This is a genomic window from Luteibacter sp. GL_149 (assembly GCF_057834065.1).
Genome location: NZ_CM174395.1, coordinates 3,286,992 through 3,300,994 on the forward strand (window position 1 = coordinate 3,286,992; position 14,003 = coordinate 3,300,994).

Annotated in this window: 13 protein-coding genes and 1 tRNA gene; 4 read left to right on the plus strand and 10 right to left on the minus strand. The window is 63.5% G+C overall.

The annotated features are described in order from the left end of the window. Positions 1-39 precede the first annotated feature (39 nt). The 3 genes from AC3IR3_RS14515 (at position 40) to AC3IR3_RS14525 (ending at position 4,142) form a co-directional block, all read left to right on the plus strand. Positions 40-372: a PsiF family protein gene (locus tag AC3IR3_RS14515; protein WP_489193147.1), complete on the plus strand. Its 333-nt coding sequence runs from the start codon at positions 40-42 to the stop codon at positions 370-372. Positions 373-579: 207 nt separating this feature from the next. Next, positions 580-1,209, plus strand: coding sequence for a uracil phosphoribosyltransferase (upp, locus tag AC3IR3_RS14520; protein WP_489193149.1), 630 nt, complete (start codon positions 580-582; stop codon positions 1,207-1,209). 149 nt (positions 1,210-1,358) lie between these two features. Beyond that, complete coding sequence (locus AC3IR3_RS14525) at positions 1,359-4,142, plus strand: lamin tail domain-containing protein (RefSeq protein WP_489193151.1); 2,784 nt, start codon at positions 1,359-1,361, stop codon at positions 4,140-4,142. Between the two features lie 168 nt (positions 4,143-4,310). Here the strand turns inward: AC3IR3_RS14525 and pip are convergent, their stop codons facing one another. Together pip and AC3IR3_RS14535 are read right to left on the minus strand one after the other, a co-directional pair. Then, entirely contained in the window at positions 4,311-5,267 is a 957-nt protein-coding gene (pip, locus tag AC3IR3_RS14530; protein WP_489193152.1) for a prolyl aminopeptidase, read from the minus strand. 61 nt (positions 5,268-5,328) lie between these two features. Beyond that, entirely contained in the window at positions 5,329-6,711 is a 1,383-nt protein-coding gene (locus AC3IR3_RS14535; RefSeq protein ID WP_489193154.1) for an FAD-binding oxidoreductase, read from the minus strand. A 122-nt stretch (positions 6,712-6,833) separates the two neighbouring features. On the opposite strand from AC3IR3_RS14535, the gene serA reads away from it, so the two are divergent. Beyond that, positions 6,834-8,069, plus strand: coding sequence for a phosphoglycerate dehydrogenase (gene serA / locus AC3IR3_RS14540; RefSeq protein ID WP_489193155.1), 1,236 nt, complete (start codon positions 6,834-6,836; stop codon positions 8,067-8,069). 163 nt (positions 8,070-8,232) lie between these two features. On the opposite strand, the gene AC3IR3_RS14545 is transcribed toward serA, so the two are convergent. From AC3IR3_RS14545 to infC, 8 genes are all read right to left on the minus strand, one after another. Further along, positions 8,233-8,309: transfer RNA gene (locus AC3IR3_RS14545), tRNA-Pro, on the minus strand. A 58-nt stretch (positions 8,310-8,367) separates the two neighbouring features. Next, entirely contained in the window at positions 8,368-8,724 is a 357-nt protein-coding gene (locus AC3IR3_RS14550; RefSeq protein WP_132143608.1) for a MerR family transcriptional regulator, read from the minus strand. Then, positions 8,705-9,004, minus strand: a complete 300-nt coding sequence (gene ihfA / locus AC3IR3_RS14555) for an integration host factor subunit alpha (protein WP_036140472.1) — start codon at positions 9,002-9,004, stop codon at positions 8,705-8,707. The genes AC3IR3_RS14550 and ihfA overlap by 20 nt, the downstream gene beginning before the upstream one ends. Before the next feature lies 1 nt (position 9,005). Continuing rightward, complete coding sequence (gene pheT, locus AC3IR3_RS14560) at positions 9,006-11,387, minus strand: phenylalanine--tRNA ligase subunit beta (RefSeq protein ID WP_489193157.1); 2,382 nt, start codon at positions 11,385-11,387, stop codon at positions 9,006-9,008. Positions 11,388-11,453: 66 nt separating this feature from the next. Beyond that, complete coding sequence (gene pheS / locus AC3IR3_RS14565; RefSeq protein ID WP_489193159.1) at positions 11,454-12,446, minus strand: phenylalanine--tRNA ligase subunit alpha; 993 nt, start codon at positions 12,444-12,446, stop codon at positions 11,454-11,456. Positions 12,447-12,564: 118 nt separating this feature from the next. After that, positions 12,565-12,924, minus strand: coding sequence for a 50S ribosomal protein L20 (rplT, locus tag AC3IR3_RS14570; protein ID WP_132143614.1), 360 nt, complete (start codon positions 12,922-12,924; stop codon positions 12,565-12,567). 16 nt (positions 12,925-12,940) lie between these two features. Next, complete coding sequence (gene rpmI, locus AC3IR3_RS14575; protein ID WP_046966439.1) at positions 12,941-13,138, minus strand: 50S ribosomal protein L35; 198 nt, start codon at positions 13,136-13,138, stop codon at positions 12,941-12,943. A gap of 303 nt (positions 13,139-13,441) precedes the next feature. Next, positions 13,442-13,984, minus strand: a complete 543-nt coding sequence (infC, locus tag AC3IR3_RS14580; protein ID WP_132143616.1) for a translation initiation factor IF-3 — start codon at positions 13,982-13,984, stop codon at positions 13,442-13,444. Between the last annotated feature and the right edge of the window lie 19 nt (positions 13,985-14,003).

Sequence of the window (14,003 nt, forward strand, 5' to 3'; positions counted from 1 at the left end):
CTGCGCCGGCATCGGCCGGCGCCATCGGAGAGGGTCGTCATGCGTTCGTATCTTCGTCTTGTCTGTACCACCGTTCTGCTCGCCGCCTCGGCCACCGCACTTGCCGCCCCGCAGGCCGCGCAGACCCAGCCCAAGAAAGAACTTACTCCGCAGCAACAGCGCATGTCCTCCTGCAACACGGAAGCCACGGGGAAGAAAGGCGACACTCGCAAAGAGTTCATGAGCCACTGCCTGAAGGGCGAAAGCACCACCGCCGCCCCTGCGAAAACGACCCAGCAGCAGAAGATGGTCGACTGCAACAAGGACGCATCGACCAAGGCGCTGAAAGGCGACGATCGCAAGAAGTTCATGAGCACCTGCCTCAAGGGCTGACCTTGCAGCAGGCCCTGTAGGAGCCCGCTTGCGGGCGAAAGCCAACGAAGCGGAGATGCTGTGCGTGACATCCGCAAGCCCGGACAACGGGCTCGCGGAGGTAAGCATCCGTCTTCGTCGCCCTGTTGGCTTTCGCCCGCAAGCGGGCTCCTACATAAGCGGCACGGCGCAATGGCACAATGCCCCTTTGCCCTGCCCGGTTCCCGCATGAAAATCGTCGAAGTCCGCCACCCCCTTATCCAGCACAAGCTCGGCCTCATGCGCCGTGCCGGTATCAGTACGAAGGAGTTTCGCGAGCTGGCCTCCGAAGTCGCCTCCCTGCTGACCTACGAGGCCACGGCGGATCTCGAAACCGAGACGAAAACCATCGACGGCTGGGCCGGCCCGGTGGAAGTCAAACATATCAAGGGCAAGAAGATCACCATCGTGCCCATCCTGCGTGCAGGCATCGGCATGCTGCCCGGCGTCCTCGATCTCATTCCCTCGGCCAAGGTCAGCGTCGTCGGCCTGCAGCGCGACGAAGAAACCCTGAAGCCCGTGGCGTACTACGAGAAGCTGAGCGGCCGGATGGACGAACGCACCGCCCTCATCGTCGACCCGATGCTGGCCACGGCCGGTACGCTCATCGCCACCGTCGACATGCTCAAAGCCGCCGGCGCAAAGCGCATCAAGGGCCTGTTCCTGGTCGCGGCACCGGAAGGGCTTGCGCGCATCGAAGCCGTGCATCCCGATATCGAGATCTATACGGCATCGATCGACGAACGCCTGAACGAGCTGGGCTACATCCTGCCGGGCCTGGGCGACGCGGGCGACAAGATCTTCGGGACCAAGCAGTAAGGCCGGGAGCCACTCCTCACTTCGCTGTCACAAACTTACGGCAAACTTCGTGTTGCGGCATCCGGTCAGGGGGAACGCGACGCGGGGATCCGTGCGCGCTGTTCCGGTTTCCCGCGAATCGATCGATCAAACATCGAGGGGACAATCGAATGCGTTCGAAACACACGTGGCGCGCCTCATGGGCGGCGCTGGCAGGACTGCTTGTCATATTGCCGCTGCAAGCGGCCGATCTCACCGTCAGCCAGTTCCGCCTTCGTGGCCCGGCAGGCGGCAACGACGAATTCGTCGAGGTCTACAACAGCGGCGTCACGCCGCTCGACCTCAGCGGTTACAAACTCAATGCGTCCAACGCGAGTGGCACGACCGGCACGCGCCTGACCTTTCCAGCGGGTATCTCGGTCGCGCCGGGCTGCTATCTGCTGCTGGCCAATTCCGGCAGCGCCGGATATTCGGGCAGCGTCGTACCGGACCTGAAGTACGGCACGGGCGTCACCGACGATGGTGGCCTCGCACTGCTCTCCGCCACCGGTCAGATCGTCGACCAGATCGGCCTCAGTGCGGGTTCGGCCTATAAAGCCGGCACGCCGCTTGCCAGTCTCGGCAGCTCGAACGCCGACCAGGGCTACGGCCGCAAGACGAATGCCGCGGGCGTTCCGCAGAACACCGGCGACAACAGCGCCGACTTCGTGAAAGTCGCACCCACCGTGCCGCACAACAGCGGCTCGACCTGCGTTGCGCAGGGCCGCAGCCTGAGCATCGCGGACGCCACCGTGGGCATCACGAATGCCAACGATGTCCGCATGCCGTTCACGATCACGCTGAGCGAGCCTTCCCCCGCCGATATCACGGTTCATGCCGCGACCGCCGACGACACGGCGACTGTTGCCGCCGGCGATTACGATGCCGTCGATACGACGCTGACGTTGCCGGCAGGTACGACCACCGCGGCCTTCGACGTCGTGGTGCATGGCAAGTCGACGGCAGGCCCGGATAAGGCCTTCCGCGTCAATCTCGACCGTGTCACCGGCGACGCGACTATCGCGAAGGGCGGTGCCATCGGCGCGATCCTCAACCAGATTCCGGTCAGCGCGGAAATCTGGCAGATCCAGGGTCGTGGGCAGATTTCGCCGCTACTCGGAAAGCGCGTGACCACGCACGGCAATATCGTCACCGCCGTCGGCCCGGCAGGCTTCACTATCCAGACACCGGATGCGCGTGCCGACGACGATGCCCTGACCTCGAACGGCATCTATGTCTTCACCAGCACCCAGCCGACCGTCGCCATCGGCGATGTGGTCGACGTCGACGCCACGGTGGACAACTACTACAACCTGCCGGAACTGAAATCGGCCACGGTCACGGTCACCGGCAAACGCGCCCGCCTGCCGCGCGCCGTCGCGTTCGGCAACCGGACGCCTTCGGCCGATCCGAATGCGCTTTCCTGCGGCGAGACGAACTTCCAGTGCTTCGTCGGCATGCGCGTCACGATCGACGACGGCATGATCACCACGGGCAACCGGCGCTTCAGCAGCGAGCCGTTCGCCGAGGTGTTCATTACCGCCAACGGACAACGTTCGCTGCGCAAGCCGGGCGTCCGCTACACCGTGCCCGTTCCCGATGGCGTCACGCTGCCGAACTGGTCGGGCAACCCCGAAGTGCTGAAGATGAACACGGCCGATTTCGGCGCCGTGGCCGCCAATACACCCTTCGTTGCCGGCACGACGTTCCGCGCGGAAGGCGTGATCTCCTACGACTTCGGCGCGTATACGTTCATCCCGACGAAGATCCAGATCGTGCACGCGGCACCCCTGCCCCGTCCGGTCGATCCGAAACCGTTCTTCGCCGTACGCGTCGGCGCGCTGAATACCGAGCGCTTCTGCGATACGGAATTCAACACGACCTTTACCTGCAGCGGCGGCAGCACCGAACCGACTGCCGATGAAGTGAAGCTCAAGACGCAGCGGCTTTCGGCTTATGTCGGCAGCGTACTCAAACTTCCGGACATTCTTTCCGTCGAGGAAGTGAAGAGCCTCGCCGTCCTGCAAGGCCTGGCCAAGCAGCTTGGCGACGACTATCCGGCCCGCTACGAGGCTTACCTGATTCCGGGTCACGATCCGAGCGGTATCAACGTCGGCTTCCTCGTACGAAGCGACCGCGTACGCGTGCTCGACGTGCGCCAGCTTGCCGCCGACGAGACCTGGCAGGACCAGGGTGGCACGTCGTTTATCCACGACCATCCGCCTCTGCTGCTGACCGCCGAAGTGCCGAGCGCCGGCCGCATGCGCGTCAACGTGATCTCGGTGCACACCAAGGCACGGCAGAACGTCGACAAGACGGGAACCACCGCCGACCGCGATCGCATGAAGCGTTTCCTGCAAGCCAAGTCGCTGGCGACGCAGGTGCAGGCATTGCAGACCGATCGTACGACGGCGCAAATTCCGCTGCTCGTCGTCGGCGACTTCAACTCCTATGAATTCAGCGACGGTTTCGTCGACATGGTGAACCTGATCGCCGGCCGCTATGACGACACTCAGAACCTGCTGAAACTGGGCGCGAACATCGTCAAGCCGGCGCTCTGGAACGCCGTGGATTCGGTGCCGCGCAACGATCGCTACTCGTTCCTGTTCACCGAAAAATTCGGTGCGATCCAGGGTTATACGGGCACGAACGGCCGCGAGGTTCCGACGCATCAGGTACTGGATCACGCGCTGCTGAACAACGCCGCACGTGCCCGCTTCCTACGCATGCAGTATGGCCGCGCGGATCTGGACGCTCCGGTCCAGACACTGGACGATTCGGCGAAGGCCACCGACTGGCGCAAGGCGATCGGCGCGTCGGACCACGATGGCTTCGTGGTCGATCTGCTGGCGTTGCCGCTGGGAATACCGTTTATCCAGACGGCGGGGCAAGATGACAACCACGGTCATTATTGACGGCTGAAAGCGGGGGTGGGGGATGGGAAGTGGGGGCGTCGATCCGGCGATCGTCCGAGGGGACCGGCATCGTCCGGCGGAGGCAACGTCCGCGTGACGTTTGTCGTTCCCTCATGCGTTCGCCGGAAGAACGCCCCCACTTCCCATCCCCCACCCCCGCTTCTTAACTCAGCGCGCGAAGCGATCCGTCACCTTCACCAGCTCGCTCGCAATGCCCGGCTCGAATGCCGAATGACCCGCGTCCTGCACGACATGCAGATCGGCTTCCGGGAACGCGCGATGCAAATCCCATGCGCTGCGCATCGGGCAGACGACATCGTAGCGGCCCTGCACGATCACGGTCGGGATATGGCGGATGCGATCCACGTCGCGCAGCAACTGCCCGTCGACTTCGAAGAAACCGGCATTGACGAAGTAGTGGCATTCGATGCGCGCGAACGCGAGTGCGAATTCGTCTTCCCCGCTGGACGCGATGTGGCCGGTGTCCTGATACAGATAGCTGGTCGCGCCTTCCCAGACAGACCATGCGCGCGCCGCGGCGACACGGACAGCCGGGTCGGCGTGAGTGAGGCGACGGTGATACGCACTGATTAGGTCGCCGTGCTCGGGCTGCGGGATAGCGGCGAGATAGGTTTCCCACGCATCCGGATACAGCGCACTGCAACCTTCCTGGTAGAACCACTCCAGCTCCGAGCGACGCAGCATGAAGATGCCGCGCAGGACGAGTTCGCTGACTTTCTCCGGATGGGTCTGCGCATAGGCCAACGCCAGCGTCGAACCCCATGAACCGCCGAAGACCTGCCAGCGGTCGATGCCCAGGTGTTCGCGCACGCGCTCGATGTCGGCGACGAGATCCCAGGTGGTGTTATCGGTCAGTTCGGCGTGCGGCGTGGATTTGCCGCAGCCGCGCTGGTCGAACAGGACGATGCGGTACTTTTTCGGATCGAAGAAGCGCCGGCACTTCGGATGGGTGCCACCGCCCGGGCCGCCATGCAGGAAAACGACCGGCTTGCCGTTCGGGTTGCCGCTCTGCTCGTAATAGATGGTGTGCAGCGGCGACACCTTCAGAAAACCGGTGTCGTAGGCTTCGATCTCGGGGTAAAGGCTGCGCTGGTCCTGTGCCATATCGTTCTTGAAAGTCTCGGGGGAACGGTAAGGCTAATGCCCCCGGCCCCCGATAGCCAACCTAAAGCAGCTTTCCGGGGTTCATGATGCCCGCGGGGTCCCATACGGCCTTGATGCCGCGCATCAGGGCGATCTCCGCCTCGCTGCGTACGCTGCCCAGGTACGGCTTCTTGACCAGACCGATACCGTGCTCGGCGGAAATGCTTCCGCCGTGGCGTGTCAACGTGTCGCACAGCAGCTTCGTCACGTGCTCGCACTGAGCCACGAAACGGTCATCGTCGACATCGGCGGGCTTGAGTACATTGATGTGCAGGTTGCCGTCGCCGATGTGACCGAACCAGACCACGTCGAACTGCGGATACTCCGCATCCAGCAGCGCCTGCATGTCGCGCATGAAGTCCGGCACCGACGAAATGCGCACCGATACGTCGTTCTTGTACGGCCGGTACTGCGCCAGGCTTTCCGTGATGCCTTCGCGCAGGCGCCACAATGCGGCGGCCTGCGCCTCGCTGGAACTGATCGCGCCGTCCGTCACCCAGCCTTCGCCGAGACAGTACTCGAAAAGCTCCAGCGCCGCGGCCTGCGTGGCCTCGTCTTGCGCGTCGAATTCGGTCACCACGTAATAAGGCGATATCTCGCCGAACGGCCGCTGCGCACCGTGGGCCAGCACGTGATGAAGCGCGCGGTCGGTAAAGAACTCGAACGCTCCCAGCGTCAGCCGATGGCGCGCCTCGGCGAACACGCGCATGAGCGCATCCATCGCGGGCACCGCCAGCAGCATCACCTGGGACGGCGGTGGCGGTGAGGTAAGCGACAGCGTCGCTTCCACCACGATACCGAGCGTGCCTTCGGACCCGATCACCAGATGGCGCAGGTCGTAGCCAGAAGCGTTCTTGATGAGCCCGCGATTGAGATCCAGAAGCTCGCCCGTGCCCGTGACCACCTTCAGACCGGCGATCCACTGCCGCGTATTGCCGTAACGGATCACTCGAATGCCGCCCGCGTTCGTGGCGATATTGCCGCCGATCTGGCAAGAGCCGCGTGCCGCGAAGTCCACCGGATAAATCAGCCCATGCTGGCGGGCCGCCTTATGCACAGCTTCCAGCGGCATGCCGGGCTGGACGGTCAGCGTGCGGTCGATGGGATCGAATGCCAGGACGCGATTCATGCGATCCAGGCTGACGACGATTTCACCGTTGGCGGCAACCGCGCCGCCGGACAACCCGGTGCGCCCACCCGAAGGAACGACCGCGACGCCCTCCGCGAAGGCCCATAGAACGATGGCCTGAACCTCGTCGACCGTCGCCGGAAAGGCGATGGCCAGCGGTGCGGGATGCCAGCGACGGGTCCAGTCGCGCCCGTAATGCTCCAGGTCGCCGGGGTCGGTCGTCAGTTTCAGGTCGGGCAATGCACGGGACAGTTCGGCCAGGCGCGGATCGTTCATGCGGGTTCCGGATCGTTAGGGCCCCAGCCTGCCAGTGGCGCGGCCTTCCGTCCACTGCTGCGGTGCCGCATTCGTTCGCGGCATCTGGCATAGTTGACCTTTCGTTCCCAGACTCGGCGGTCATGAAACGTACTTCCTATCCGAAAGAGGACATCAAGGTGCTGCTGCTGGAAGGTGTCAGCCGCAGCGCGCTGGATACGTTTCGCCACGCCGGTTATTCCCATATCGAGTTCCACGAGAAGGCCCTCCCGGAAGACGAACTGAAGCGGGCCATCGCCGATGCGCATATCGTAGGCATCCGCTCGCGCACCCACCTCAGCGAAGAGGTACTCGCCGAAGCCAAGCGCCTGATCGCGGTCGGCTGCTTCTGCATCGGCACGAACCAGGTGGACAACGAGACGGCCGAGAAGCTCGGCGTACCCGTGTTCAACGCGCCCTACTCCAATACCCGCAGCGTCGCCGAACTGGTCATCGCCGAGACGATCCTGCTGATTCGCCGCATTCCCGAAAAGAATGCCGAATGCCATCGCGGTGGCTGGGCCAAGTCGGCCAGCGGCAGTTTCGAAGTGCGCGACAAGGTCCTCGGCATCGTGGGTTATGGCCATATCGGCACCCAGGTCGGCGTACTTGCCGAAAGCCTGGGCATGCGCGTGATTTTCTATGACATCGAACCCAAGCTGTCGCTGGGCAATGCCCGCCCGGCCGCCAGCCTGGACGAGCTGCTCAAGCGCGCGGACGTCGTCACGCTGCATGTGCCGGAAACGCCCCAGACGAAACTGATGATCGGCAACGCGCAGCTGCAGCGCATGCGCGCCGGCGCGATGCTGGTCAACGCGTCGCGAGGCACCGTCGTCGACATCGAGGCCCTCGCGGCCAATTTGCGCAACGGCCATATCTCCGGCGCCGCTATCGACGTCTTCCCCGTGGAGCCGAAAGGCAACGACGATCCGTTCGTCTCGCCGCTGGTCGGCATGGACAACGTGATCCTCACGCCGCATATCGGCGGCAGCACACTCGAAGCTCAGGAAAACATCGGTATCGAGGTCGCATCCAAGCTGGTGCGTTACAGCGATAACGGTTCGACGCTTTCGGCCGTGAATTTCCCCGAGGTCTCCCTGCCCGGCCATCCGGAAAGCCGGCGCCTGCTGCATATCCACCGTAATGTTCCCGGCATCCTGTCGCGCATCAATGATGTGTTTTCGCGCGCGAAGATCAATATCGATGGCCAGTACCTGCAGACCTCGCCGCAGGTCGGCTACGTCGTGATCGACGTGTCCACCAGCGAAGAGCATGCGGTGGCGCTGAAGGACGAGCTGGCGGCGATTCCCGATACGTTGCGGGCGCGGGTGCTTTATTGACGAATCGGGGCAGCGCGCGCGATCGACAACTCGTCGGCGTTTCCACCCCTCACCGTCGCCCCTTATCTGGCCGCGATCTACGAGATTAGGTGTCGAGAGCCGGCGGTATCGAAGCAATAAAAAAGGCGCCCATAGGACGCCTTTTCTTGATTTCGTGCCGAAATGGTCGGGGTGGCGAGATTCGAACTCGCGACCACTACACCCCCAGCGTAGTGCGCTACCAGGCTGCGCTACACCCCGACAATACGGCAAGCGATCATTCTAACAGCTTCGCTATCCAGGGCGGAAGCCTTGCGGATCAGCGACGCAGCAGAGTAAGAACTTCTTCCAGCTCCAGACGTACCTGACGGACGATCTGGTGCGACATGCTCGCCTCCATACGCGCCTGCGGACCTTCCAGACGAGCGCGTGCGCCCGTGATGGTGAAGCCCTCGTCGTATAGCAGCGAGCGGATCTGACGGATCATCAGCACATCGTGGCGCTGGTAATAACGCCGGTTGCCACGTCGTTTGACGGGCTTGAGCGCGGGGAATTCCTGCTCCCAGTACCGAAGTACGTGCGGCTTTACCCCGCAAAGTTCGCTGACTTCGCCGATGGTGAAGTAACGCTTCGCCGGGATTGCCGGTAGTTCGGTGTTATTCCCTTGGTCCAGCATAGCCCTCGACCCGTACCTTCAGTTTCTGTCCCGGACGGAAGGTGACGACCCGTCGGGCAGAGATGGGAATTTCCTCACCGGTCTTGGGATTGCGACCGGGCCGCTGATTCTTCTGCCGAAGGTCGAAATTGCCGAAACCCGACAACTTCACCTGTTCTCCACGTTCGAGCGCCTCGCGTACAACCTCGAAATACGCGTCCACGAATTCCTTGGCCTCGCGTTTATTGAGGCCTACGTCGAGGAAAAGCCGCTCGGCCATTTCCGCCTTGGTCAGCGCCATCTTATCCTCGCAGTCTTGCCTTGCATGTCTTCTCCAACGCGGCGACGGCGTTAGCTACGCATCCGTCCGCGTCGTCGTCGGTAAGGGTGCGTGAAGCGTCCTGTAAAATCAAGCCCATAGCGAGACTCTTTCGACCGTCGTCGATGCCCTTCCCGGCGTACCGGTCGAACAGACGAATATCCCTGAGTACTTCGCCCAAAGCCTGACGCACGGTCGCCTCGACGCTGGCCCAGGAAACCTCCTCCGGCAGATCGACGGCGATATCGCGGCGCACGGCCGGGAAACGCGCCACACGCGACGCCTGAGGCAAGCGACGGGCCAGGATCGGTTCCAGCGCCAGTTCGGCCACGTGGACATCGCTGGCGAGGTCGAGCGCCTTGGCCAGCGCCGGATGCAAAGCACCCAGGAAACCGACCGGCAGACCGTCGCGCAATACGCGTGCCGCGCGACCCGGGTGCAGCCACGCGGGCAGACCCTGGGCATCGACGCTCCAACGCGCGGGCTCGCCCGTATGCGCGATGAGGGCATCGATGTCGCCCTTCAGATCGTAGAAATCGAATGTACGCGAGGCCTCGCCCCACTGCTCCGCCCGGGCCGAGCCGCAGGCGACCATGGCGACGCGACCGACCTCGTCCGGCGCACCGTCCGTCGCGTGGAAGCTACGGGCCACCTCGAACAGACGGATACGATCCTGCTGGCGCGCCCGGTTATGACGAAGCGCTTCGATCAGACCCGGCAACAGGGACGTACGCATCACCGCCAGATCGGCGGACAGCGGATTGGCCAGCGGCACCCATGCCCGATCCAGACCCCAGGTCCGGAGAAGGTCGGCGCTGACGAAGGACAGCGTCACCGCCTCGAAATAACCGCGAACAGCAAGCTGATCGCGCAGGTTCATCTCGTGCAGGCGCGCTTCCGGATCGGCCGCGAGCGCGATTTCGCCAGCGGGAAGGCTGGTCGGAATGCGCTCATAGCCATGAATGCGGGCGACTTCTTCGATCAGATCTTCTTCGCGCTCGATATCGAAGCGGCTGCTCGGCGGCGTGACCTGCCAGCCATCGGCCGTCGTCGTCACCGCCATGCCCAGCGCGGCGAAGATCCGCGCCACTTCGCTATCGGCGATGTCGATGCCCAGTACACGGGAAAGTCGGGCGCGACGCAGGGCAACGGGCTGGTGGGCGCGCAGGTCTTCGGCGCGCTCCGCGACCGTAATCGGGCCGGCCTTGCCGCCGGCGATCCGCAGCAACAGCGTCGTGGCCCGCTCGATGGCACGCTTCGGAAGATTCGGATCGACGCCACGCTCGAAGCGGTGCGACGCATCGGTATGCAGACCGAGCTTGCGCGCGCGTCCCATGATGGCCGCCGGCGCGAAATGCGCGGCTTCGAGGAAAACGTTACGCGTCGCATCCGTAACACGCGAATCGTTGCCGCCCATGACGCCGGCGACGGCGAGCGGTCGCGCGCTGTCGGCGATCACGACGAACGAGGTATCGAGTTTCGCCTCGCTGCCGTCCAGAAGCACCAGCGGCTCGTTCTGGGTCGCGTGTCGCACGACGATGTCGCCCGAAAGCGTGTCGTTGTCGAAGGCGTGCAGGGGCTGACCGAGTTCCAGCATGACGTAGTTGGTAACGTCGACGATCGCGTTGATCGGACGTACACCCGAACGGCGAAGGCGCTCGGCCATCCAGAGCGGCGTCGGCGCGGTGGCGTTCAGGCCTTCGACAATGCGACCCAGATAACGCGGCGCATCGGAACCTGCCTCCAGGCGCACGCCGCGCGTGGTGCTCGCCGTGACCGGCGCATCGACGATGGCTTCGCCCTTTACGTGGCTACCGAACAGGGCCGCCACATCGTGCGCCAGGCCGAACAGACCGAGGCAATCGGGACGGTTCGGCGTGATCTTGAGTTCGATGCTGGCATCGGGCAAACCGAGATAGTCGCTGAGCGACTGTCCGACCGGCGCGTCCAGCGGCAGTTCGAGCAGACCGGACGCGTCGGCGTCGATGCCCAGTTCCTTCGCGGAACACAGCATGCCCGACGATTCGACGCCACGAAGCTTCGCGGCCTTGATCGCTATACCGCCGGGCAGCGTGGCGCCTACGGTAGCCAGCGGAATCTTGATGCCAACGCGCGCATTCGGCGCACCGCAGACGATCTGCAGCGGTTCGCCCTGCCCCGCGTCGACACGGCATACCTGCAACCGGTCGGCTTCGGGATGTTTTTCGGCGGCGACGATCTCGGCGACGACGACACCACCCAGGCTTTCGCCCAGTGCCGTGACTTCTTCGACCTCGAGACCGGACATGGTCAGCGCGTGAACCAGCGCGGCGCGATCCGCGGAGACATCGACCAGTTCGCGCAGCCAGTTTTCGGAGAATTTCATGGAAGCGTGCTCACTTTATTCGCGGGGCCGGCCACATGAGCCAGGCCCCCGGCGGGCCACAAGCGATCAGGCGAACTGCCGCAGGAAGCGCAGATCGTTCTCGAAGAACGCGCGGAGATCGCTTACGCCATAACGCAGCATGGCGAAACGCTCCACACCCAGGCCGAACGCAAAGCCCGTATATCGCTCCGGATCGATCCCACAGTTGGCGAGCACGGTCGGATGAACCATGCCGCAACCAAGCACTTCAAGCCAGCGCGTCGAGCCGTCTTCGGCGTCCCAGCGGATGTCCACTTCGGCCGATGGCTCGGTGAAGGGAAAATAGCTGGGGCGGAAACGCATCTCGAAATCGCGCTCGAAGAACGCGCGGACGAATTCGGCAAGCGTGCCCTTCAGATCGGCGAAGCTGGAGGTCTCATCGACCAGCAGCCCTTCGATCTGGTGGAACATCGGCGAATGCGTCTGGTCCGAATCGCTGCGATAGACCTTGCCCGGCGCGATGATGCGGATGGGCGGCTGACGCCCCTGCATCGAACGGATCTGCACCGGCGAGGTATGCGTGCGCAGCAGACGGCCGTCACCGAAGTAGAAGGTGTCGTGCATGGCGCGCGCGGGATGATGCGGCGGGAAGTTCAGCGCTTCGAAGTTGTGCCAGTCGTCCTCGATCTCCGGACCGTCGGCGCGCTGGTACCCCAGGCGGCCGAATATGTCCGCGATGCGCTCCAGCGCACGGGTGATCGGGTGGATACCGCCGTATTCGCCGTCGCGCCCCGGCAGGGTGACATCAATACGTTCGGAGGCAAGGCGGTGGTCGAGTTCGGCCTGTTCCAGCGCCTGCTTGCGTACCGCGATAGCGTCGGTCAGGCGTTCTTTAGCGCGATTGACCTCCGCGCCGCGCGCCTTGCGCTCGTCGCCCTGCAACTGCCCCAGCGCTTTCAGCGCCGCGGTGATCGCGCCGTTCTTGCCCAGCAGGGCCACGCGTACGGCGTCCAGCGCCTCAAGAGAGGCGGCGCCTTCGATGTCGCGTAGCGACGCGTCGATATGTTCTACCGATTCCATCGACTTTCCCGGTGTGGACCCCGAAATCGGGAGCCCCAAAAAAGTTGTGGGGAGAAGGCAAGGCCTTCTCCCCACGTCATCCATCATCGCGCGACATCAAGTCGCGCGTGGATTCGGATTACGCAGCCAGATGGGCCTTGGCCTTCTCTGCGATCGCACCGAATGCCTTGATGTCGTGCACGGCCAGATCGGCGAGGACCTTGCGGTCGACCGTGATCTGAGCCTTGGCCAGGCCATTGATCAGACGGCTGTAGGACAGACCGAACTGACGGGCGGCAGCATTGATACGCACGATCCACAGAGCGCGGAACTGACGCTTACGCTGCTTGCGGCCGATGTACGCATACTGGCCAGCCTTGATGACGGCCTGGTTGGCTACGCGGAATACCTTGCGACGGGCGTTGTAGTAGCCCTTCGCACGGCCGATGATTTTCTTATGACGACGACGGGCGGTTACGCCGCGCTTTACACGAGCCATGGTCTATTCCTCCGACTCAGAGATACGGCAACATGCGAGCAACACTCTTGGTGTCGCAAGCTTTGACGTGGTTCGGAGCACGCAGGCCGCGCTTACGCTTGGTCGACTTCTTCGTCAGGATGTGCGACTTGAAGGCGTGACCGGCCTTGAACTTACCGGAGGCGGTTTTGCGAAAACGCTTCGCCGCCGCCCGGTTGGTCTTGATCTTGGGCATGGGAATGCTCCGTATTCGGTGACTGACTGATCCGGCGGTGGGCCATGAGGACCACGCTTTCCTTCCTGCCGGGTACGGTGTTCAACCCCTTCCAGATGGGGCGAGCCGGCGAGTTTACACGAGGGGACGGCCCGTTGCCACTGGGTCGGGGCGTCGTTCGGCGGGCCGGAGCCGTGCCGATCCGGTCATCGTGCGCTGCGCGCTTTGTCTTCACTGGGTCCCCGCCTGCGCAGGGATGACGCTCGGCGGCCTCGTGCAGGGCCGCGCCCCATAAGAAAACGGCGCCCTGGGGCGCCGTTTTCGTCAGATCTTCTTCTTGGGACCGATCATCATGACCATCTGGCGGCCTTCCAGGCGGGGGAACTGCTCCACCACACCGTTCTCGCCGACATCTTCCTGGATCTTGCGAGCCAGGTTCTGGCCGAGGTCCTGATGGGACATCTCGCGACCACGGAAGCGGATCGTGACCTTGACCTTGTCGCCTTCCTCGAGGAACCGAAGCATGTTGCGCAGCTTGATCTGGTAGTCGCCCACGTCCGTGACCGGACGGAACTTCACTTCCTTGATTTCGACCTGCTTCTGCTTCTTCTTGGCGGCCTGGGCCTTCTTCTGGGCCTCGAACTTGAACTTGCCGAAATCCATGATGCGGCAGACCGGCGGGTCGCCGTTCGGCTGGATTTCCACGAGGTCCATGCCCGCCTCGTTGGCGAGAGCCTGGGCCTCGGCGGTCGTCATGACGCCCAGCTGTTCCTGATCGACGCCCAGCACGCGAACGCGCGGCACCTTGATCTCGTGGTTCTTGCGATTGCCCTTGTTATCGGTCGTAGCGATACCGCTATCCTCCAGAAGAATTCAAATAATTGCA